The following is a 21,682-nucleotide window of genomic DNA, read 5'->3' as shown; positions in this document are numbered from 1 at the left end:
CATTGCTATCGGTGAATGCCATGAATTCCTTACGTTTATTAATTTCCGACTCTTACGATCCTTGGTTCAACCTGGCGGTTGAAGAGTGTATCTTCCGCGAAATGACGACGCAGAACATCCTGTTCCTGTGGCGTAATGCTGAAACCGTGGTCATTGGTCAATCACAGAACCCGTGGAAAGAGTGTAATACCCGGCGTATGGAGCAAGACGGTATTCGCTTGGCACGGCGCAGCAGCGGTGGTGGCGCGGTGTTTCACGATCTCGGTAATACCTGTTTTACCTTTATGGCAGGAAAGCCAGGTTATGATAAAACCGTTTCAACCGGCATTATTCTGCAAGCGCTGGCGCAGTTGGGGATTAACGCAGTGGCTTCTGGGCGCAACGATCTGGTGGTTGAGACAGCCGATGGGATCCGCAAAATATCCGGTTCTGCCTATCGCGAGACGCAAGATCGGGGCTTCCATCATGGCACTCTGCTGCTAAACGCCGATCTCAATCGCTTGGCTGATTACCTCAACCCCGATCCTAAAAAGCTACAGGCGAAGGGGATCACTTCGGTTCGCTCTCGCGTCGCCAATCTGGCGGAGTTCTTGCCAGGGATTCATCATCAGCAGGTTTGTGACGCTATCATCCAGGCATTTTTTGCCCACTATGGTGACAGTGCACCAGCGGAAGTGATCTCACCGGATGTTTTCCCCAATCTGCCAGATTTTGAACAACAATTTGCTAAGCAGAGCAGTTGGGAATGGAATTTCGGTAAAGCGCCTGCGTTCAGCCATCTTCTGAATGAGCGCTTTAACTGGGGAGGCGTAGATATTTTCTTTGATGTCGAAAAGGGCACGATTGTACGGGCGCAGATCTTTACCGACAGCCTTAATCCGGCCCCCATGCAGACCTTGGCCACTATGTTGGTGGGGTGCCCTTACCGCAGTGAGGCGCTGGCCGCCTGTTGCGAGCGTCTGCAATTGCAGTTCCCGCAGCAAGCAGACGAACTTTCCGCGTTACGTGATTGGTTGATGGAAACGATCAAATAGCGTTATCAGGCAGATGAAGAGTATGGGACGGGGAAACCTGTCCCTTTTTTATGCTATCAACGCTGGCAGACAGTTAACCGTTGCTTTTTTATTGTCCTGTTTGAGGGTAAATTCACCGATAGTAGAGATATAACAAAAATCAAGACAGTCATGACGTAGAGGCTCTGATACACGGTGTAACAGAAGTTATTAATTAATAAACAAAATTAATGCTTTTGCGGGATTCAGTATTGATAACGCTCCGGATAGTATTCTCTTAGTTTCACATTTTTTAGGATTTTTCTATAAAAATCAGCGGTAATAAATCAAATGCTCAACTGGATTGCACGTTACAAGTTCAAGTAGAACAAAAAACACGCGTTCTCGAGTTGTTTTAGCCTTAAGATAAATTAATTTATAATTAAACTACTTATGGTTTTAACATAGCTTTAAGCTATTGATTTATTGATAACGCATTGGTAATTACATTAAATTTTACGATTAATCTTAGGTGGGGTTGAGCGATAGAATATATTGATATAGCATTAAATAATCGCCGTTAATCCTTTGGCATTAAAATGAAAGTTAAATTTGAAGCTGACTTTATTAGTTATTCTGTCTTCCAACCGGTGTACTCAATGGAAGGAAGATTGCTGGCGGTGGAGATCCTCAGTCGTTTCAATAGCCTGGATGGCGATCTGGCAATGCCGATGGAGATTGGGGTTAATTTATTATCCCCTGAACAACGGATTGAATTATTTAACGAACAGTTGCTGCTGGTTGAACAGCAGGCATCATGGTTTGTTGAGAATGACGTATTATTAACCATTAATATTGAAGAAACTATTGCTGATTTGCTTATTAGCAACCTTGTGCTGCGCCAGCGTATTCAGCAATTGCCGTTTATTGTTTTTGAGATCGGCGAGAGTTTCCCCAATCTTTCTGCGGGAAAAAACAATGAAACAGTCAGGTTATTGAGTGAATATTTTACCCTGTGGCTGGATGACTTTGGCTCGGGTAAAACGACGCTCACGGCACTGTACGATGGATTATTTGACTGCGTAAAAATAGATAAACGCTTTTACTGGCAACTATTTACCCATCCGGGTTATGACGTGGTTATTGACTCACTATTGAAAAATATCAATTTGCTCTGTAGGGGGGCTATCGTTTGCGGAATAGAAAAAAAAGAGTACTTCAATAAACTTAGAAACGCTGGTGTTTTAGGGCTGCAGGGATTTTTATGGCCTGTCATTAGTGTGGATAATCTACGAACTCTGCGAAGGACTTATGCAGCATTCGACAACAATAGCTGATTATTTCCAACACGCATAATGAGGTTAACAATGGACGGAATGATTGTTTTCGTGATCCCGGTATTGTTATTTATCGCGATTTTTTCGTTCGCAAAGCATTTTTTTGGTCAACGCAGTAAAACATTAAAAATCTCCCGCCGTCGCCGGTAGTGCCATTCGTCTCTGCCTGGTAAACAGGCAGGGCGTTATCCCTGTAATTCCTCCGTATTAATCAGCGCGCCCAGGCTCTACACTGAAGGTAATGGAGGGCCTATGCCACAGTTTGAAAATACCTATTATCAGCAGTTGCCCGGTTTTTACACCGAGTTACACCCTACGCCACTGAAAGGGACCCGTTTGCTGTACCACAGCCAGCCTTTGGCCCGTGAGTTGGGTTTAGATGATAGCTGGTTTACACCGGAAAAAACGCCCGTTTGGGGGGGGGAAACGCTGTTGCCGGGCATGCAGCCGCTGGCGCAGGTTTATAGTGGCCATCAGTTTGGTTCTTGGGCCGGGCAATTGGGCGATGGCCGTGGAATTTTACTGGGTGAACAGAAGTTGGCGGACGGCCGCAGCATGGACTGGCACCTGAAAGGGGCGGGTTTGACGCCGTATTCGCGCATGGGTGATGGCCGGGCGGTGCTGCGTTCGGTGATCCGTGAGTTTCTGGCTTCAGAAGCCCTTTATCACCTTGGCATACCCACTACGCGAGCACTGACCATTGTAACCAGCGAGCACCCGGTATTTCGCGAACAGCCAGAGCGGGGAGCGATGCTGCTGCGCGTAGCGGAAAGCCATATACGCTTTGGTCACTTTGAGCATTTCTATTACCGCAAGCAGCCAGACCAGGTGAAGCAACTGGCAGATTTCGTGATTGCCCATCACTGGCCGCAATGGGTCGAAGAAAAAGAGCGTTACTCGCTGTGGTTTACCGAGGTGGTAGAACGTACCGCGCGCTTGATTGCCCATTGGCAGACCGTCGGCTTTACGCACGGGGTGATGAATACCGATAACATGTCAATCCTCGGGCTTACCCTGGATTTCGGGCCTTATGGCTTCCTCGATGATTACAAGCCGGATTATATCTGTAACCACTCGGATCATCAGGGCCGTTATGCTTTCGATAATCAACCCGCCGTCGGGCTGTGGAACCTGCACCGGTTGGCGCACACGCTTTCCGGCCTGATGAGCGCCGAGCAGTTACAGGCTGCGCTGGCGGCCTATGAACCCGCGTTAATGCAGGCTTATGGTGAGCAGATGCGGGCCAAGCTGGGTTTCTTCACGCCGTCGACGCAGGATAACGATCTGCTGACTGGCCTGCTGCGCCTGATGGCGCAGGAAGGACGTGATTATACCCGCACGTTCCGCCTATTGAGCACGGTTGAACAGCAACAGGCGCAATCTCCGCTGCGTGACGAGTTTATCGATCGCGCAGCGTTTGATCATTGGTATCAGCAATATCGCCTGCGCTTGCAGCAAGAGCAAGTGAGCGATGCCGAGCGTCAGCAAGCCATGAAGGCGGCCAATCCACAGTTGATTTTACGCAATTATCTGGCCCAGCAGGCGATCGAGGCGGCGGAGCAAAATGATGTCAGCAAACTAGCACGTCTGCATCAGGCATTGCTGAAGCCGTTTGCCGATGATCCGCAATATGAGGATCTCGCGGCGTTGCCGCCAGACTGGGGTAAGCATCTGGAGATTTCCTGCTCGAGCTAAGGCTCAAGCAGTTTTTCTATGTGCTCGGGCAAGCGTTCTGGCTTGGTGAACGGGGCAAAACGCGTAATTCGAGCACCGTCCGAAGTGAAGAGAAACTTGGTGAAGTTCCACGTGATGCGTTGGCTGCCCAGCAGGCCGGGTGCACGACGTTTCAGCTCGTTGAACAGCGGGTGGGCATCTGCACCGTTAACGTCGATCTTGCTGAATAGCGGGAAGCTAACGCCGTAATTCAGGTTACAAAATTCGGCTATTTCCAGTGCGTTACCCGGCTCTTGTTTGCCAAACTGATTGCAGGGAAACCCGAGCACCATCAGGCCACGTTCGCGGTAGCGCTGCCAGAGATTTTCCAACCCTTGATACTGTGGGGTAAAACCACATTGGCTGGCGGTGTTGACCACCAGATAAACCCGTGCGGGGAAGTCTGCCAGCGTTTTGAACTCGCCCTGCAAGGTAACGCAGGGGATGGATAACAAAGGGTTGTTCATACAAGAGGCTCCGCATTTCTGCTGGTGGGGTGTGATGCACACCCCACTCAAGGCGATCAGAAACGAGTATCCACCGCATCTGCCAACATTGCCAGTAACTGTTCACTGTCGGACCAGCTCAGGCATGGATCGGTAATCGACTGGCCATAGGTCAACGGGTGGCCGTGAACGATTTTCTGTGTCCCTTCCGCCAGGAAACTTTCTGCCATCACGCCGGCGATCGCCACTGAACCGGCACGGATCTGCTGGCAGACGTTCTCTGCCACTTCCAACTGGCGGCGGTGCATTTTCTGGCAATTACCGTGGCTGAAGTCGATCACCAAATGCTCCGGCAGGTCGAACTCGCGCAGGCTGTCGCAGGCGGCAACCACATCACTGGCGTGATAATTCGGCGTTTTGCCCCCACGCATGATGATATGGCCGAATGGGTTACCGCTGGTCTGGTAAATAGTCATCTGGCCGTGCTTGTCGGGCGACAGGAACATATGGCTGGCACGGGCCGCACGGATGGCATCGATGGCAATGCGGGTATTACCGTCGGTGCCGTTCTTGAAGCCCACCGGGCAGGAGAGCGCCGAGGCCATTTCGCGGTGCACTTGGCTTTCTGTGGTGCGTGCGCCAATCGCCCCCCAACTGATCAGATCGGCAATATACTGGCCGATCACCATATCCAGAAACTCGGTGGCGGTAGGCAGGCCGAGCTGGTTAACGGCAAGCAACAGCTTACGGGCCATTTCAATCCCACGATTGACCTGAAAACTGCCGTCCAGATCGGGATCGGAGATCAACCCCTTCCAGCCAACCACGGTGCGCGGTTTTTCAAAATAGGTGCGCATCACGATTTCCAGGCGATCCTGATAGCGTTCCCGCAAAACGTTCAAGCGGCCAGCATAATCGATAGCGGCATCCAGATCGTGAATGGAGCAGGGGCCAATGACCACCAGCAAGCGGCGGTCTTCACCCACCAGGATGTTTTCAATACGTTTGCGTGACGCTGTCACGTTATTGGCAATGGCGTCTGAGATCGGCAACTTTTCCGCTAGTGCTTGAGGCGTAACGAGGTGATCGATGCGCGCGGTTCGCAGTTCATCTGTTTTGTGCATGATTTTCTCTAAAACTGTTCTTCGCTACGGCAGGAATACCGGGAAGTGATGATGATCACAATAACGCAAAAATCGCTGAATTCAACCGTAGAACCCCGGTTCTGTTGAGCAAATTCAGCAAAAAAACCTGACAGGGTAAAAAGTGGGCGGCAGCAGGCCAGTTTCCTGCTGCTTTACCCTCAGAACATACGGCGGCTCATGCCGAGAATATCGAGGATTTTGGTCGAGATTTCTTCCACCGAATAGTTGGTGGTATTGAGGTAGCGGATTTGATTCTTGCGGAACAAGGCTTCTACTTCTGCCAATTCCATCCGGCACTGGCGCATTGAAGCATACCGGCTGTTTTCCCGCCGCTCTTCGCGGATGGCGGCCAAGCGTTCAGGGTCAATCGTCAGACCAAACAGCTTATGCTGAAAGGGTTTTAGTGCGGCTGGCAGCTGTAAATTGTCCATATCGTCGGCGATAAACGGGTAATTGGCCGCGCGAATACCGAACTGCATGGCCAGATACAAACTGGTGGGGGTTTTACCACAGCGCGAAACGCCAAGCAGGATCACCTGTGCCTGGTCGAGATTACGCAGCGAAATACCGTCATCATGCGCCAAAGTGTAATCAATGGCGGCGATACGGGCGTCATATTTGCCGAGATTGCTTTCGGTCAGGCCGTGGGTGCGATTGGCGATGGGCGTGGGTTCTACCCCCAGTTCACCCTGTAGCGGCCCAACCAGTGCTTGCACGATGTCCTGGCAGAAACCTTCGCTCTGGGTGATCACCTGGCGGACTTCTGGTGAGATAATCGAATAGAACACCAGCGGGCGAACCCCGGTCTGATGATAAATATCATTAATTTGTTGGCACACGCCACGGGCCCGTGCTTCGGTTTCTACGAATGGCAGGGTATAGGTCGTCGCCTTGATGGGGAACTGTGACAGAACCGCATGCCCCAGCACTTCGGCGGTGATGGCCGTACCGTCTGAAATATAAAAAACGCTTCTGTCCATCCACAACTCCTTTACTGAAAATAGTGATCCTGGGGTGAAAAATATCACGGTTCGTGAATGAGTGAATATCATGATCAATTGCGAACAATAAAGCCATATTTTAACCAGGCAAACTTAAAATAGGTCAAAAATTAACTTAATAAAACGTAATTTTATTTTTTATAAAACAATGATTATAAATTATTAGTGCGTTTTCTCGGTTCAGTGATGCTATTTTCTACAAATTCTTTGCCGAGTAAAATTGGCGTTCAATCTGGAAATAATAATATTTAACTTGTTGAATTATATTTATTTAGTGCCAAAGGGAACGATCCCCATTTAAATTATATTATTTCAGTGTTTATCTTAAAATCCATTTTCTTCATCGGGTTGATCGATTCACCTTTCCAATTTCTATGGATCATTGTGCTAGTCTGGCTTGGCTCTGCTTACCGAATAAAATCCGCTTAGACCCTACTGATAGCAAAAAGGATTGTCTCGATGTCCAACAATGGCCCAGACTTGCGTAATGTACTTTGGTATAACCAGCTTGGCATGCACGACGTTGACCGTGTCGGCGGCAAAAATGCCTCCCTCGGTGAAATGATCACCAATCTTTCCGATTTGGGTGTTGCCGTGCCAAACGGCTTTGCCACCACCGCACAGGCATTTAACGATTTTCTTGAGCAAAGTGGTGTTAACCAACGCATCTATCAGTTATTGGATCAAACCGACGTTGACGACGTTGTTCAACTGGCCAAAGCCGGTGCACAAATTCGCCAATGGGTGATCGATACGCCTTTCCACCCAGAATTTGAGCGTGAAATTACCCTGGCGTACCAGCAATTGGCAGACGGTGAAAGCGCAGCCTCGTTTGCCGTGCGTTCTTCCGCCACCGCCGAAGATATGCCAGATGCGTCTTTTGCTGGCCAGCAGGAAACCTTCCTCAACGTGCAAGGCATCGATGCCGTGATGGTGGCAATCAAGCATGTGTTTGCTTCACTGTTTAACGATCGTGCGATCTCCTACCGGGTGCATCAAGGGTACGATCACCGCGGCGTGGCGCTGTCTGCGGGCGTGCAGCGCATGGTGCGTTCCGATCTGGCCTCGTCTGGGGTGATGTTCACCATCGATACTGAATCCGGTTTCGATCAGGTGGTATTTATTACTTCGGCGTTTGGTCTGGGTGAAATGGTGGTGCAGGGCGCGGTCAACCCGGACGAATTCTATGTGCACAAACCGACGCTGCTGAAAGGCAAACCGGCCATCGTGCGCCGCAACCTGGGCTCGAAGAAAATCCGCATGGTGTACGCACCTTCGCAGGATCATGGTAAACAGGTTCGGATCGAAGATGTGCCAGAAGCGCAGTGCAATCGTTTCTCCTTAACTGATGATGAAGTGCAGGCCTTGGCGCATCAGGCTTTGTTGATCGAAAAACATTACGGCCGCCCGATGGATATCGAATGGGCAAAAGATGGTCACACCGGCAAATTGCTGATCGTACAGGCGCGCCCGGAAACCGTGCGTTCCAATGAAAAAGTGATGGAGCGCTACCAGTTAAACGGCAACAGCACCGTGCTGGTGGAAGGACGGGCTATTGGTCAGCGCATCGGGGCTGGCCCGGTGAAAGTGATTTACGATATCAGTGAAATGGACCGCATTCAGCCTGGCGATGTGCTGGTGACTGACATGACCGACCCAGACTGGGAACCGATCATGAAAAAAGCCGCGGCGATTGTCACCAACCGTGGTGGGCGAACCTGTCATGCGGCGATTATTGCCCGTGAATTGGGGATCCCGGCGGTGGTTGGCTGTGGGCATGCCACCGATTTGCTGAAAGATGGGCAGAAAGTCACCGTGTCCTGTGCCGAAGGCGATACCGGCTTTGTTTACAGCGATATGCTGGACTTCAGCGTGCAGAGTTCAGCGGTCACCGAACTGCCAGAACTCCCGCTGAAGATCATGATGAACGTGGGTAACCCGGATCGTGCCTTCGACTTTGCCCGCTTGCCGAACGATGGGGTGGGTTTGGCACGCTTGGAATTCATTATTAACCGCATGATTGGCGTGCACCCGCGTGCGCTGCTGGAGTTCGACCAGCAAACGCCAGAACTGCAAGCCGAAATCCGTGCGTTGATGCAGGGTTATGATGATCCGGTCGAGTTCTATGTGGGCCGTTTGACCGAAGGGATCGCCACCTTGGGTGCGGCGTTCTGGCCGAAGCGCGTTATCGTGCGTCTTTCTGACTTCAAATCCAACGAATACGCCAACCTGGTGGGCGGCGAGAAGTATGAGCCGCACGAAGAAAACCCAATGCTGGGGTTCCGTGGTGCCGGTCGTTACGTTGCTGACAGCTTCCGTGACTGCTTTGCCATGGAATGCGAGGCGATGAAGCGGGTGCGCAATGACATGGGGCTGACCAACGTCGAGGTTATGGTGCCGTTTGTCCGCACCGTGGCGCAGGCGGAAGCGGTGGTGGCGGAGTTGGCGCGTCAGGGGCTCAAGCGTGGAGAGAATGGGCTGAAAGTGATCATGATGTGCGAGATCCCTTCTAACGCCTTGCTGGCCGATCAGTTCCTTGAGCATTTCGACGGTTTCTCTATCGGTTCCAACGATATGACGCAGTTAACTCTGGGGCTGGATCGCGACTCTGGCGTGGTTTCCGAACTGTTTGACGAACGCAACGAAGCGGTAAAAATGCTGCTGACCATGGCGATTCAAGCCGCCAAGCGTCACGGCAAGTACGTGGGGATTTGTGGTCAAGGGCCTTCAGATCATGCCGATTTTGCCGAGTGGCTGATGGATCAGGGGATCGACAGTTTGTCGCTTAACCCGGATACCGTGGTGCAAACCTGGGTGAATCTGTCGAAGAAAAAGTAATTTACCTTTCTAGGGGCACCGAGTAGGTGCCCCACTACGCTATTTCGCCAGACTAAGTATTAGGCATGAATTTTTGTATCACTTCTTCCAGAAAAATAAAAAATAACGTCCGTGATTTCTCATAGGGCTTAAGTTTACTGTTGCCACCGCTATTAGTGAGATAAAAAAGCGTGTTTTGCTGCAGTTTTGGGAAGTAGCGGAACTCTTCAAATAAAAAGATTATCTCTTTGTAATTCAAATCGGATAATTCATCATCAAAAGATTTAAATTGCCCGGTAGTCGATAGCACCAAGAGTTTAGTGTCTTTGCTGTCAGAGTTTCTGACGGTAGTCACTTCATTGGTTGCTAGCGTAAATACATCAGAAAAAATCCGGAGACGATAGGCAAAGTAATCAGCGCAAATGTAAGAAGGGCCTAGCCCATAGATAATCAGCTTATTGCAATCTTTGATCTTTAACCAAAAATCATGAGCAAGGTTATCGTCAAAGTTAGCAATATAGTCTGATATGCGCTGTAGCTCGCTTGATGGTTTTGCCGGGGGGGCTTCATTATGTTCGCTGATAATAAATTTTTTATATTGTTTGAAGGACTCAAACCCCAATTTCCTTACAAACTTGGAGATTTTTGACGTTGAAACATCAAACTGTGCGCTGAGCTCAGTAATAGAAACCGTTGAGTTATGCTGAATGCATTCCTTAGTGCTGTCTAATAGCTTTTTTTCCAACACGTTCAAACCGTTGTAATCAATCTTTATCATGATTTATTTCCGATGTTAAGCCCCGATCATCTCTGCTCAATGTTACGAGAAAATCAGTCCAATGAGTACCCCGATTGCTGAAGAGATAACCACTTTGGCAACGCCACTCCCCATTTACAGCCTATCAGGCCATCACTATAAAGTTTTAAATTCCATATAAAACTAAATTATCAGCATAAAAACAAATAAAAACACCTTTATAATGATTTTTTATTTCAATTTATTATAAAAATCAAGATAAATTAAACTTAATGATGATAATTTTCCATAAAAAGGATCTTAAGCATGGTTTTATGGAAAATTATTGGTATAAATGTTACCCAGCGTCAGGGCTAATGAAAGTGAAATGTTAAAAACCATCAGGAAACGATCATGTTGGAAAAAATCACAGACTTCAGTTTGAACCTGTTCTCCCTAAAGGGCAGGACAGCGATCGTCACAGGAGGCAACAGCGGGCTGGGGCAGGCATACAGCCTGGCGTTTGCTAAAGCTGGCGCCAATGTTGCTGTTATCGCCATTGCGGACGACGAAGGGGAAACCCGGCATTTGGTAGAAGAGTGTGGGGTGGGTTATCAGTTTATTCTTGCGGACATTACCCGTGAAGGGGAACCACAACAGGCCATAGATCAGGTAGCCGCGCGTTTTGGCCGAATCGATATACTGGTTAACAATGCCGGGATGTGCATTAACGAACCGGATGTTCTTAAATTTACCCGCGTACAGTGGGATAAAATGATCGCTCTCAATCTGAGCGCCGCCTTTGAAATGTCGCACGAAGTGGCCAAGTACATGATCCCACAACAAAGTGGGAAGATTATCAATATCGCCTCTATGTTCTCTTATTTAGGTGGGCAGTGGTCACCGGCTTATTCAGCAAGTAAACATGGCATTGTTGGGCTGACAAAAGCCTATTGCGACGAATTAGCACAATTCAATATTCAGGTCACCGCTATCGCCCCTGGATATTATGCAACGCCATTAACTGAAAAAACACGTTCAGATCCTGACGCTAATCAACGGGTGCTTTCTCATATTGCGGCTAATCGCTGGGGAAATATTGCCGATCTGATGGGGACGGCAGTCTTTTTGGCCTCAGATGCATCCAATTATGTTAACGGCTCAGTGATAGCGGTTGATGGTGGTTTTTTAGTGCGTTAATCAATGATGATAAGGGTAATTATGAACAAGCATGACACATTAGGGCAATTGCGTAGCCTGCTGAAAGCGGATCAGATCGTGACCGATCATGCCAAGCTCTATGATGCAGCCGCCGACAGATATAAAAAATATGCCAAGGCCAAAGAGCAGCTTAATGTTCCTATCCCTACGGCAATTGTGCTGCCAGAAAGTGCCGAGGAAGTGGCTGAGATCCTTAAATTCTGTAATGAAAATGCCATTAACGTTATTCCAAGAAGTGGCAAGACGGCGACCGAGGGTGGCCTGGAAAACTGGAAAGAAAATACGTTGGTGATTGACTCGGCGCGCTTGAATAAAATCATCAAGATCGACAGTTATAATATGGAAGCCACGGTGCAAGCCGGCGTTTGCCTGCAAACGCTGGAAGATGAAGTGCGTAAGCAGGGCCTGACCACCGGCCACTCACCACAGTCTAAACCGGTGGCGCAGTATGGTGGGTTAGTGGCAACCCGCAGCATCGGCCAGTTCTCTACCCTGTACGGCGGGATTGAGGATATGGTGCTTGGCCTGGAGTGTGTCTTCCCTGATGGGCATATTTCACGTATCAAGAGCGTTGCCCGCCGTGCCGGTGGCCCAGATATCCGCCATGTGGTGATTGGTAACGAAGGCACCCTGTGTTTTATCACCGAAGTGACGGTGAAACTGTTCAAGTTCTACCCGGAGAACAATCGGTTTATCGGCCACTTAATCAAAGATGTTGCCTCGGGTATCAAGATCCTGCGTGACGTTATGGCGGCAGGCTATCGCCCTTCGGTGGCGCGAGTGTATTCAGAAGAGGACGCGGCGCAGCATTTCTCGGCCTTCCACGAAGGCAAATGTGTCCTGATCTTTATGGTGGAAGGGCCTTCCGGCATTGTGAATGCCACCATTGATGGCATCAACGACATCATCAAAGAACATGCGGCGGGGATCCTGAAACCGGTTAAAGGCCAACTGATCGAAGACTGGTTCAATCATCTCAACTGGTCACAGGCACGCATCGAGCAAGAGGTGAGCGAGATGGTGAATCATAATCGGCATGATGGTTTCACCACTGAGATCTCAGCAAGCTGGGAAATGATCCCGAAAATTTACGATCGCGTGATCCAGCGTATTCGTAGTGAATTTGAACGCAGTGAAGATCTCACCATGCTGGGGGGGCACTCATCGCACAGTTATATTAACGGTACCAATATGTACTTTGTGTATAACTATAATATTCACTGTGAACCAAAGGATGAGATGCGTATTTATCACCATCCTATCCAGCGTATTATTGTGGAAGAGACGCTGAAACTGGGTGGTTCCATGTGTCACCATCACGGTATTGGGAAATATCGTAACCAATGGACCGAGCAGGAACATGGTAGTGCCTATTATATTCTGCAAGGGCTGAAACAGGTCTATGATCCGAAAGGTATCATGAACTTTGGCTGTATTTATCCGCAGCCGGGTACTGAGCATTTCTTTGAGTAATCTTCACGGATAAATCTTCCAAGGGTAACGGGGAAGGTCTGCGAATATCCAAGGTGCTTCGAGTTGCAGTCAATAAGGCTGCAACTCAGGATATATAAATACCTTTCCACCTTATAGCTACCAAGAATAATGGAAGTGAATAATGCAAAAACTATTTATGGGCATTGATAGTGGTTCGCAAAGTACCAAGGTGGGTATTTTTGATCAACAGGGTAATGAAATTTGCTATGGCAGCGATCTATTACAGAGTACAGAAACACCGGCACCTGGGGTTGTTTACCATCCCGGAGAAGATCTCTGGGAAAGCCTGGTGCGCGCCATAGAAGATTGCCTGAATAAATTTACTGGCGATCGGCAGCAGATCCTGGGAATGGGGCTGTGTACTATCCGTTGTTGCCGGGTGTTACTGGATGAAAACGGTGAGTTAGTTGAGCCGGTCATCAGCTGGATGGACATGCGTATGTCGCAACCCTATGTTCATCAGAATGACGCGGTGAAATATGTCACTACCACCTCTGGTTACATTGGGCTCCGTCTGACCGGCGCGTTCAAGGACAGCTGTTCCAACCAGGAAGTTTATTGGCCAATGGATTGGCAAACCCTGCAGTGGGCCGATGATGCCGAGATCCAGCGTCAGGGGTTAACGCGCAGCCAGCTGTTTGAACTGATTAAACCCGGTGAAAGTTACGGCCCGCTCCGTGCAGAACTCTGCGAGCGTTTTGGCCTGAATGCCAACATTCAAGTATTTGCCACCGGCAATGACAAGGCCGTCGAAGTGCTGGGGGCAGGTATCACTGCGACCGATGAAATCATGATCTCGTTAGGGACATTCATTTCAGCCATGCTTTATCGTCATGATTATTACTCTAATGCTGAGAGCTTTTTCCCGACGCTGGCGTGTGAACCTTTCAAATATGTCTATGAATCTACCGGGATCCGGCGCGGCATGTGGACGGTGAGTTGGTTTAAAAATTTAGCCGGTGAAGATATCAGTAAGATCGCTGAAATGGAAAATATCAGCGAAGAGGATGTGTTAAATCGTATTGCAGAATCCATCGCACCAGGCTCGGAAGGGTTGATCACTATTCTTGACTGGCTGAGCCCTCCAAGCCATCAATTCCGTAAAGGGATCATGCTTGGCTTTGATCAACGGCACACTAAATATCATATTTATCGTTCTATTCTGGAAGCTATTGCCTACACGATAAAAAATAATATTGATGCGATGTTACAGGAAACGGCATCCACGATAAGCAGCATTCGTATTATTGGCGGCGGGGCAAAAAGCGATGTATTAGTGCAGATTATCTGCGATCTGTTTGGTAAAGAGACCTATACCCTGAAGGCCAATAGTTCAGCCTGCCTGGGTGCTGCCATGTGTACCGCCGTCGGATTAGGCGTGGTGGAGGATTTCAACCAGGCGAAAAGAGATATGGCGCAGGTTAAGAAGAAGTACATTCCTAATCAGAATAACCATATTTACTATGATGAGATTAATAAAAATGTCTATATGAAAGTACGCAACTATACCGATCCACTCCTGTCAGAGGCCTATGGTTTTCTTAATAAACCATCAATATAAAAATCTCTCTACTCCATTCCAAGGTGCTACGCATAGATGTTAAGTAAATATCTGGCTTAGGGCATCTTGCTGCTTGGGTAAAAGAGGGTGAACAATATCATACAGGTATGACTATTATGGAAAATACAGCAAAGACTGAGCAAGTTAAAAATAGTGCCAGATATATGCAAATATTATTGCTGACTGTCGCCGGTGGGGCAATATATCCGATGTTATATTTGCGGCAGATTTATCAGGATACGATGATCCACGCCTTTAATATCTCCAATGTACAGCTCGGTGAACTGTATTCAGTCATGGGGTTTTTATTCTTTATCTGCTACACGCCCAGCGGTTGGTTGGCTGATAGAGTGAAACCGATGAAACTGATTACCCTGTCGCTATTGGGAACGGGCCTGTTAGGGCTTTGGTACAGCACTTTGCCTTCCTATACCGCGCTATTAATCATTTTTTCTGGCTGGGGAGTGACCACCGGTTTGACCTTCTGGGGAGCCGTTATGAAGCGCATCAAGCTGCTTGCGGCCAAAAATGAGGCTGGGCGCTTTTACGGTATTTATGATGGTGGCCGTGGCCTAGTGGAATCGATCCTGGCGAGCATTGCGTTATTTATCTTCTCGATGACCGTCGGCCCGAATGACGAGAACGTGGTTCAAGGGTTGGTCTACGTTATTCATCTGTACTCCTGGTTTTGTATTGCGTTAGCCGTAGTCTGTTTTGTCTGTATCTGGTTTGAAGCAAACGCACCGAAAGAGACAGAGGAAAAGCAGACAAAAGTCACCCATAAAAACGTGATGAAGGATTTAGGTTTTATCCTGCGCCAACCCGAGGTATGGCTGATCGCGATTATTATCTCCTCCGGCTATCACTTATTTTGGTCTACCTACAGCTTTTCAGGCTATTTGCAGGCCGGTGGCTGGGGATTTACCGCGGTGATGGCGGGGACGATCACCACGATCAAGCTGTGGCTGCGGCCAGTCGGGGGCGTAGTCGGTGGTTTTCTGGGGGACAAATTAGGAAATATCAGAGTATTAACCTACGCATTAATGCTTAGCGCACTTGGACTTGTCGGGCTGATCTGTATTCCGGCGACCCGTTTGTCTGCGGGTCTGGTGATTGGCTTCTGCGTTTTCTTTATTCTGTTTGTTGGCCTGCTGACTTACGCAGTACGTGGCTTGTACTGGGCGATTATTGAGAACCTGAAGGTGCCGGAAAGTAAGCTCGGTCTGGCAATTGGCATAATTTCTGCGGTTGGCTATTGCCCGGATATTTTTATCCCACTGATTAATGGCTATATCATGGACTATGCCCCCGATCAGAAAACCGGTTACCAACTTTATTTTGGTTATACCGTCGTGATGGCCTGTTTTGGTATCGCCGCCTGCTTTGTGCTTAAGCATCGTGTCACGGCCCAACCCCTTTCCACGGTCAAACCTGTTACGGCCGAATAATCCTGAGAAATACAGTGTACCCGCAGTGAGAGCCGCGGGTTTCACCCGCACCCACTGTGGTATGTAACTGAGCGATATCACAGCTGTGAGGTTAGGATAAGAATAAAAAAAGGCCCATCGTAAGAGACGGGCAAAGACTACACACAGCAATTCACTTACATGGAATGATATTGGTTGGATATCTGCCGAGAATCTCGGTGATCTAGGCAAGATATAGCAAGAAGAATAAGCACTTACGCATGGCCCGTCATTAAGACTCGTCCTAATCAAGCCTGGCGGTATAAAACGAAAAGGGGAATGAAGGAGAGATGAGCGAGATAATGGTCTGCCCGTGGCCGGGCAGACCGCTGACTGATTACAACTGTTCTAAGTCCTTAACCACTTCCTCAATATCGGTATTGGGTTCGGGGGCTTCATTGACCCAGGCACTGACCAAGCGATAAGAAACCGCTAGCACCACCGGGCCGATAAACAGGCCGATCATGCCAAATGCCAACAAACCGCCGATCACACCGGACAGGATCAGAATCAACGGCAGGTCTGCTCCCATGCGAATCAGCGCCGGGCGCAGGAAGTTGTCCAGCGTACCCACCACACAACTCCATATCAGCAGCACGGTGCCCCACGTGGTATCCCCGGTCCAATACAGCCAGATAATCGCCGGGATCAGTATCAGTAATGGCCCCAACTGTGCCACGCAGAACACGAACATTAATACCGTCAGCAACGTAGCAGCAGGGATACCGGCAACCGCCAGACCAATTCCCCCCAGCACCGACTGCACCAGGGCCGTCACTACTACGCCCAATGCCACGGCGCGGATCGCTTGCCCAGCCAGCAGCACGGCGGCATCGCCACGTTCGGCAGCCAGGCGGATGGCAAAGTGGCGGATCGCCAGCCCGACCTGTTCGCCCCGGGCATACAGCAGGGCGCTGAACAGCACCATCAGCGTACAGTGCACCAGAAAACGCCCAATATGCGCGGCCTGCGTCACGAACCAGGTGGCCGTCTGGCCGAAATAGGGCTGCACTTTGGCGATCAGTGCGGCTCCACCCGTGCTCACCAGCAGGTGATAGCTGCTATAAACCCGGTCGCCAATCAGCGGGATGGCGCGCAGCCATTCCATAGCCGGGATCTGGATCTTACCCGGTGAGTTCACCCAGGCGACTATCGGTGCGCTATTGTCGACGACGCTGCTGACCAGCAACGAAATCGGCAGCACAAACAGCAGGATCAACAGAATGGTCATGATCAGCACTGCCAGCGAGCGGCGGCCCCACAGCAAGCGTTGTAGTTTAATCAATACCGGCCAGGTTGCGATCACCACCATGCCAGCCCAGGCAAAGCCAAGAATAAACGGCTGAACCACCCAAAAACTGGCGACGATCATAATGGCAATAAACAACACGCCAAAAATAATCGTGGGTAAATCGTATCGGCGTTGCGGTTGTGTCATGAATGCGTTTTCATCCTATTTAGTGAAATCTTTTATCCGTTTTTATCATGGTGCATTTCGGGCAACTTTCACAGCCAAGCGCACGTTTTGCCGCAAGCGCTTCTGTTGCCGTCAGTTTGTGATAATGTGAGTGCCTGCACAAAACGAAGTATGTTAGCTTTTACTGACGATATAAAGATAGGGGTGGGTCTGCATCTAGGCCCGGTTAAGTAGTTAAAAATTAGACAGACAGGGTCAAAAAAGCGAATGATCCCACAGATTTCTCAGGCACCCGGCCTCGTTCAATGTGTGCTCGATTTTTTGGAAGCGTTAAAACAAAACGGATTCAGCGGCGATACTGCCACCAGCTACGCCGATCGTCTGACGATGGCGACGGACAACAGTATTTATCAACTGTTGCCCGATGCGGTGGTGTTCCCTCGTTCAACCAGTGATGTGGCGTTGCTTGCCCGCGTGGCGGCAGAAGAGCGTTTCAAGGCGTTGACCTTCACCCCGCGCGGCGGCGGCACCGGCACTAACGGCCAAGCGCTGAACGCGGGCATTGTGGTCGATATGTCGCGCTACATGAACCGTATTCTGGACATCAATGTTGAACAAGGTTGGGTGCGGGTTGAGGCCGGGGTGATTAAAGACCAGCTCAATCAGTATCTGCGGCCGTTCGGCTATTTCTTCTCTCCTGAGCTTTCCACCAGTAACCGCGCCACGCTTGGCGGTATGATCAATACCGACGCCTCTGGCCAGGGTTCACTGGTTTATGGCAAAACCTCGGATCACGTGCTCGGACTGCGGGCGGTATTGCTGGGTGGCGATATGATCGATACTCGCGCCATGCCGACGCCGTTGGCGGAAACGATTGCCCAGGAAAACACGCCGGAAGGGCGCATTTACGACACGGTGCTCAACCGCTGCCGCGAACAGCGTGCGCTGATCCTGGATAAATTCCCCAAACTTAACCGCTTCCTCACCGGCTATGATCTGCGCCACGTGCTGAGCGACGATCTGCAAACCTTTGACCTGACGCGTATTCTCACCGGCTCCGAAGGTACGCTGGCGTTTATCACCGAAGCGCGGTTGGATATCACGCCGCTGCCAAAAGTGCGCCGCTTGGTTAACATCAAATACGACTCTTTCGATTCTGCGCTGCGCAATGCGCCCGTGATGGTGGAAGCCAAAGCGCTGTCGGTGGAAACCATCGACTCCAAGGTGCTCAACCTGGCGCGCGAGGATATCGTCTGGCACTCCGTCAGCGAGTTGATCACCAACGTGCCGGATAAAGAGATGCTCGGGCTGAATATCGTCGAGTTTGCCGGTGATGATAAAGCGCTGATCGACGGCCAGATGTCAGCGCTGTGTGAACGCCTGGACGATTTGATTGCCAAGCAACAGTCTGGAGTGATTGGTTATCAGATTTGTGGCGATCTTACCGGCATTGAGCGTATCTACAATATGCGCAAAAAGGCGGTGGGGTTGTTGGGCAACGCCAAAGGGCAGGCCAAGCCGATCCCGTTTGCCGAAGATACCTGTGTGCCGCCACAGCACCTGGCTGATTATATTACCGAATTCCGGCAGTTGCTCGACAGCCACAACCTGAGTTACGGCATGTTTGGCCATGTCGATGCGGGAGTGCTGCACGTGCGCCCGGCGCTGGATATGTGCGATCCGCAGCAAGAAGTGCTGATGAAGCAAATCTCCGATCGGGTGGTGGCGCTCACCGCCAAATATGGCGGGTTGCTGTGGGGGGAGCACGGTAAAGGCTTCCGCGCGGAATACAGCCCGGCCTTCTTCGGTGAAATCCTGTATGAAGAGTTGCGTCGCATCAAGACGGCGTTCGATCCGCTAAATCGCCTCAACCCAGGCAAGATCTGCCCGCCGATGGGCGTGGATGAGCCGATGATGAAGGTGGATGCGGTGAAACGCGGCACGCTGGATCGCCGTATTCCGCTGGATATCCGCACTTCGTTCCGCGGCGCGCTGGAGTGTAACGGTAACGGTTTGTGCTTCAACTTTGACGTGCGCAGCCCGATGTGCCCGTCGATGAAGATCACCGGTAACCGTATTCATTCGCCAAAAGGCCGCGCAGCGCTGGTGCGTGAATGGTTGCGGTTGCTGGCTGAACAGGGCGTCGATCCGGTAGCGCTGGAGCAGCAACTGCCGCAGCAGCGCCTTAGCTTCCGCACAGTGATCGAGAAAACCCGCAACAGCTGGCGTGCTGGCAAAGGGGAGTATGATTTCTCGCACGAAGTGAAAGAGGCGATGTCCGGCTGCCTGGCCTGTAAAGCCTGTTCGACCCAGTGCCCGATCAAGATCGACGTACCGGGCTTCCGCTCCCGCTTCCTCCAGCTTTATCACACCCGTTACCTGCGCCCGGTGCGCGATTATATGGTCGCGGGCGTGGAGAGTTATACGCCGCTGATGGCCAAAGCGCCGAAGGTGTTCAACTTCTTCTTTAAACAGCCCTGGATGCGCGAACTGAGCCGCAGCACCATCGGCATGGTGGATTTACCGCTGCTCTCCAGCCCGACCCTGCGCCAGCAGCTTTCCGGTCACAGCGCTTTTACCATGACGCTGGAACAGCTTGAAGCGTTGAGCGAGGCGCAGCGGCAACAGCATGTGCTGATCGTGCAGGATCCGTTTACCAGCTATTACGACGCGCAGGTGGTAGCTGATTTTGTGCGGCTGGTTGAGAAACTGGGTTACCAACCGGTATTACTGCCATTCTCCCCTAACGGTAAAGCACAGCATATCAAAGGGTTCCTGACACGGTTTGCCAAAACGGCACGCAAAACTGCCGATTTCCTCAATCGGGTGGCGAAGCTCGGTATGCCGATGGTAGGGGTTGATCCGGCGTTGGTGCTGTGCTATCGCGACGAGTATCGGGAAATCCTCGGTGATAACCGGGGCAATTTCCAGGTGCAGTTGGTGCACGAATGGTTGCAACAGTTGCTGGCCGATCGTCCAGATCAATCCGCAACCGGCGAAGCCTGGTATCTGTTTGGCCACTGTACCGAAACCACGGCGCTGCCTGCCAGCACCCAGCAATGGGCCACGATCTTTAGCCGTTTTGGCGCAAAACTGGAGAACGTCAGCGTCGGCTGTTGCGGCATGGCGGGAACTTACGGTCATGAAGCCAAGAATCTACAGAACTCCTTGGGGATTTATGAGCTTTCCTGGCACCAGGCGCTGCAACGTTTGCCGCGGCAACGTTGCTTGGCGACCGGTTATTCCTGCCGCAGCCAGGTGAAACGCATTGAAGGCAATGGCGTGCGGCATCCGTTACAGGCTCTTCTGGAGATAATGATGTGAAACTGTGGAAACGTGAAGCAACGCTGGAACAACTCAACCGCACCGGTGAAGGCTGCATGGTAGGCCATGTTGGTATCCAGTTCACCCGCATCGAGGATGATTATCTGGAAGCGGTAATGCCTGTTGATCAGCGTACCACCCAGCCGTTTGGCCTGTTGCACGGCGGTGCTTCGGTGGTGCTGGCGGAATCGATGGGTTCTATGGCCGGTTACCTGTGTACCGAAGGGGAACAGAAAGTGGTTGGGCTGGAAATCAACGCCAACCATATTCGGGCGGTGTTTGAAGGGCAGGTGCGTGGCGTCTGCCGCGCGCTGCATGTCGGCCGGCGTAATCAGGTCTGGCAGATCGAGATTTTCGATAGCCGTGATCGCCTGTGCTGCACCTCTCGCCTTACCACGGCGGTCATCGAGTAACCCTTTTGCCCGCAGATATCCAGTCTGCGGGCAATTCTCCCAATTCTTTCCTCGCTCTCCCTCCAATCAGCCCATTTGGACACCAGCGGCTCAAAAAATTCAGTAACGACTAAACTTAAAGCAACGAAGCGCATTTTTGCGACAGACAAGATGCATAAATGGGTATTTTATATATATGTTTATTTGTCATGGTGAAACACCAGATTGAGGCGGGTCTTATGCAAACGGAAGATGTCGGTATGTTCTCTTTGGCAGACAGTGTCTGGCAAGGCATTTCGCTTAGCGACAGTGCAGTTATGCAAATTATCAAATTAACGCAGCAGGATCCGCAGGTCTTGGGGCTGCGGCTTGGGGTGAAGCAATCAGGCTGCGCCGGTTTTGCCTATGTGCTGGACTTGACGCGCGAGCCAGCCACAGACGATCTGCGCTTTGAACGTGATGGCGCGGTGCTGTATGTGCCACTGAAAGCGATGCCGTTTATTGATGGAACCACGGTGGATTTTGTCCGCGATGGGCTGAATCGGATCTTCAAATTCAATAACCCTAGAGCTCAGAACGCCTGCGGGTGCGGTGAGAGCTTTGGCGTTTGAGCGATGCTA

At 50.5% G+C, this 21,682-nt stretch carries 16 protein-coding genes; 11 read left to right on the top strand and 5 right to left on the bottom strand.

From position 1 onward, the window contains the following. The first annotated feature begins 20 nt into the window (after positions 1 to 20). The 3 genes from ACX1CU_RS12465 (at position 21) to ACX1CU_RS12455 (ending at position 4,024) form a co-directional block, all read left to right on the top strand. On the top strand, positions 21 to 1,034 hold the full coding sequence (locus ACX1CU_RS12465; protein WP_459398635.1) for a lipoate--protein ligase A: 1,014 nt from the start codon (positions 21 to 23) through the stop codon (positions 1,032 to 1,034). A 557-nt stretch (positions 1,035 to 1,591) separates the two neighbouring features. Further along, positions 1,592 to 2,329, top strand: a complete 738-nt coding sequence (locus ACX1CU_RS12460; protein WP_459398634.1) for an EAL domain-containing protein — start codon at positions 1,592 to 1,594, stop codon at positions 2,327 to 2,329. A gap of 252 nt (positions 2,330 to 2,581) precedes the next feature. Further along, entirely contained in the window at positions 2,582 to 4,024 is a 1,443-nt protein-coding gene (locus ACX1CU_RS12455; RefSeq protein ID WP_459398633.1) for a protein adenylyltransferase SelO, read from the top strand. Here ACX1CU_RS12455 and ACX1CU_RS12450 read toward each other — a convergent pair. From ACX1CU_RS12450 to ppsR, 3 genes are all read right to left on the bottom strand, one after another. Continuing rightward, positions 4,021 to 4,509, bottom strand: coding sequence for a glutathione peroxidase (locus ACX1CU_RS12450; RefSeq protein WP_459398632.1), 489 nt, complete (start codon positions 4,507 to 4,509; stop codon positions 4,021 to 4,023). The two genes, ACX1CU_RS12455 and ACX1CU_RS12450, sit on opposite strands and share 4 nt — an antisense overlap. 56 nt (positions 4,510 to 4,565) lie before the next feature. Continuing rightward, positions 4,566 to 5,612 (bottom strand): 3-deoxy-7-phosphoheptulonate synthase, encoded by a 1,047-nt coding sequence (locus ACX1CU_RS12445; protein WP_459398631.1) that lies wholly within the window; start codon positions 5,610 to 5,612, stop codon positions 4,566 to 4,568. Between the two features lie 179 nt (positions 5,613 to 5,791). Beyond that, positions 5,792 to 6,613, bottom strand: a complete 822-nt coding sequence (ppsR, locus tag ACX1CU_RS12440; RefSeq protein ID WP_459398630.1) for a posphoenolpyruvate synthetase regulatory kinase/phosphorylase PpsR — start codon at positions 6,611 to 6,613, stop codon at positions 5,792 to 5,794. A gap of 480 nt (positions 6,614 to 7,093) precedes the next feature. Between ppsR and ppsA the strand changes: the two genes are divergently transcribed. Further along, entirely contained in the window at positions 7,094 to 9,472 is a 2,379-nt protein-coding gene (gene ppsA, locus ACX1CU_RS12435) for a phosphoenolpyruvate synthase (protein WP_459398629.1), read from the top strand. 52 nt (positions 9,473 to 9,524) lie between these two features. Here the strand turns inward: ppsA and ACX1CU_RS12430 are convergent, their stop codons facing one another. After that, the gene (locus ACX1CU_RS12430; protein WP_459398628.1) at positions 9,525 to 10,229 is read right to left on the bottom strand and encodes a MurR/RpiR family transcriptional regulator; all 705 of its coding nucleotides are present in this window, start codon (positions 10,227 to 10,229) and stop codon (positions 9,525 to 9,527) included. 369 nt (positions 10,230 to 10,598) lie between these two features. Here ACX1CU_RS12430 and ACX1CU_RS12425 point away from each other — a divergent pair, with 369 nt between their 5' ends. From ACX1CU_RS12425 to ACX1CU_RS12410, 4 genes are all read left to right on the top strand, one after another. Beyond that, a complete protein-coding gene (locus ACX1CU_RS12425) occupies positions 10,599 to 11,387 on the top strand; it encodes an SDR family oxidoreductase (RefSeq protein WP_459402800.1) in 789 nt (262 codons plus the stop codon). Between the two features lie 21 nt (positions 11,388 to 11,408). Beyond that, positions 11,409 to 12,881: an FAD-binding oxidoreductase gene (locus ACX1CU_RS12420; protein WP_459398627.1), complete on the top strand. Its 1,473-nt coding sequence runs from the start codon at positions 11,409 to 11,411 to the stop codon at positions 12,879 to 12,881. Between the two features lie 142 nt (positions 12,882 to 13,023). Beyond that, on the top strand, positions 13,024 to 14,463 hold the full coding sequence (locus ACX1CU_RS12415) for an FGGY-family carbohydrate kinase (RefSeq protein ID WP_459398626.1): 1,440 nt from the start codon (positions 13,024 to 13,026) through the stop codon (positions 14,461 to 14,463). A gap of 164 nt (positions 14,464 to 14,627) precedes the next feature. Continuing rightward, the gene (locus ACX1CU_RS12410) at positions 14,628 to 15,911 is read left to right on the top strand and encodes an MFS transporter (protein WP_459398625.1); all 1,284 of its coding nucleotides are present in this window, start codon (positions 14,628 to 14,630) and stop codon (positions 15,909 to 15,911) included. Positions 15,912 to 16,266: 355 nt separating this feature from the next. On the opposite strand, the gene ydiK is transcribed toward ACX1CU_RS12410, so the two are convergent. Continuing rightward, the gene (ydiK, locus tag ACX1CU_RS12405; protein WP_459398624.1) at positions 16,267 to 17,367 is read right to left on the bottom strand and encodes an AI-2E family transporter YdiK; all 1,101 of its coding nucleotides are present in this window, start codon (positions 17,365 to 17,367) and stop codon (positions 16,267 to 16,269) included. A gap of 246 nt (positions 17,368 to 17,613) precedes the next feature. Between ydiK and ydiJ the strand changes: the two genes are divergently transcribed. The 3 genes from ydiJ (at position 17,614) to sufA (ending at position 21,673) form a co-directional block, all read left to right on the top strand. After that, the gene (gene ydiJ, locus ACX1CU_RS12400) at positions 17,614 to 20,670 is read left to right on the top strand and encodes a D-2-hydroxyglutarate dehydrogenase YdiJ (RefSeq protein ID WP_459398623.1); all 3,057 of its coding nucleotides are present in this window, start codon (positions 17,614 to 17,616) and stop codon (positions 20,668 to 20,670) included. After that, complete coding sequence (gene menI, locus ACX1CU_RS12395) at positions 20,667 to 21,083, top strand: 1,4-dihydroxy-2-naphthoyl-CoA hydrolase (RefSeq protein ID WP_459398622.1); 417 nt, start codon at positions 20,667 to 20,669, stop codon at positions 21,081 to 21,083. Before ydiJ ends, menI begins: the two co-directional genes overlap by 4 nt. A gap of 218 nt (positions 21,084 to 21,301) precedes the next feature. Further along, a complete protein-coding gene (sufA, locus tag ACX1CU_RS12390) occupies positions 21,302 to 21,673 on the top strand; it encodes a Fe-S cluster assembly scaffold SufA (protein ID WP_459398621.1) in 372 nt (123 codons plus the stop codon). Positions 21,674 to 21,682 lie beyond the last annotated feature (9 nt).

The organism is Serratia sp. D1N4 (assembly GCF_054552755.1).
Note: the sequence above shows the minus strand (reverse complement) of the source record. Positions and strands in the feature narration are given on the sequence as shown.

Coding starts and splice junctions, on each gene's coding strand:
- ACX1CU_RS12465 (WP_459398635.1), top strand. CDS start 21: ATGAATTCCTTACGTTTATTAATTTCCGACTCTTACGATCCTTGGTTC.
- ACX1CU_RS12460 (WP_459398634.1), top strand. CDS start 1,592: ATGAAAGTTAAATTTGAAGCTGACTTTATTAGTTATTCTGTCTTCCAA.
- ACX1CU_RS12455 (WP_459398633.1), top strand. CDS start 2,582: ATGCCACAGTTTGAAAATACCTATTATCAGCAGTTGCCCGGTTTTTAC.
- ACX1CU_RS12450 (WP_459398632.1), bottom strand. CDS start 4,509: ATGAACAACCCTTTGTTATCCATCCCCTGCGTTACCTTGCAGGGCGAG.
- ACX1CU_RS12445 (WP_459398631.1), bottom strand. CDS start 5,612: ATGCACAAAACAGATGAACTGCGAACCGCGCGCATCGATCACCTCGTT.
- ppsR (WP_459398630.1), bottom strand. CDS start 6,613: ATGGACAGAAGCGTTTTTTATATTTCAGACGGTACGGCCATCACCGCC.
- ppsA (WP_459398629.1), top strand. CDS start 7,094: ATGTCCAACAATGGCCCAGACTTGCGTAATGTACTTTGGTATAACCAG.
- ACX1CU_RS12430 (WP_459398628.1), bottom strand. CDS start 10,229: ATGATAAAGATTGATTACAACGGTTTGAACGTGTTGGAAAAAAAGCTA.
- ACX1CU_RS12420 (WP_459398627.1), top strand. CDS start 11,409: ATGAACAAGCATGACACATTAGGGCAATTGCGTAGCCTGCTGAAAGCG.
- ACX1CU_RS12415 (WP_459398626.1), top strand. CDS start 13,024: ATGCAAAAACTATTTATGGGCATTGATAGTGGTTCGCAAAGTACCAAG.
- ACX1CU_RS12410 (WP_459398625.1), top strand. CDS start 14,628: ATGCAAATATTATTGCTGACTGTCGCCGGTGGGGCAATATATCCGATG.
- ydiK (WP_459398624.1), bottom strand. CDS start 17,367: ATGACACAACCGCAACGCCGATACGATTTACCCACGATTATTTTTGGC.
- ydiJ (WP_459398623.1), top strand. CDS start 17,614: ATGATCCCACAGATTTCTCAGGCACCCGGCCTCGTTCAATGTGTGCTC.
- sufA (WP_459398621.1), top strand. CDS start 21,302: ATGCAAACGGAAGATGTCGGTATGTTCTCTTTGGCAGACAGTGTCTGG.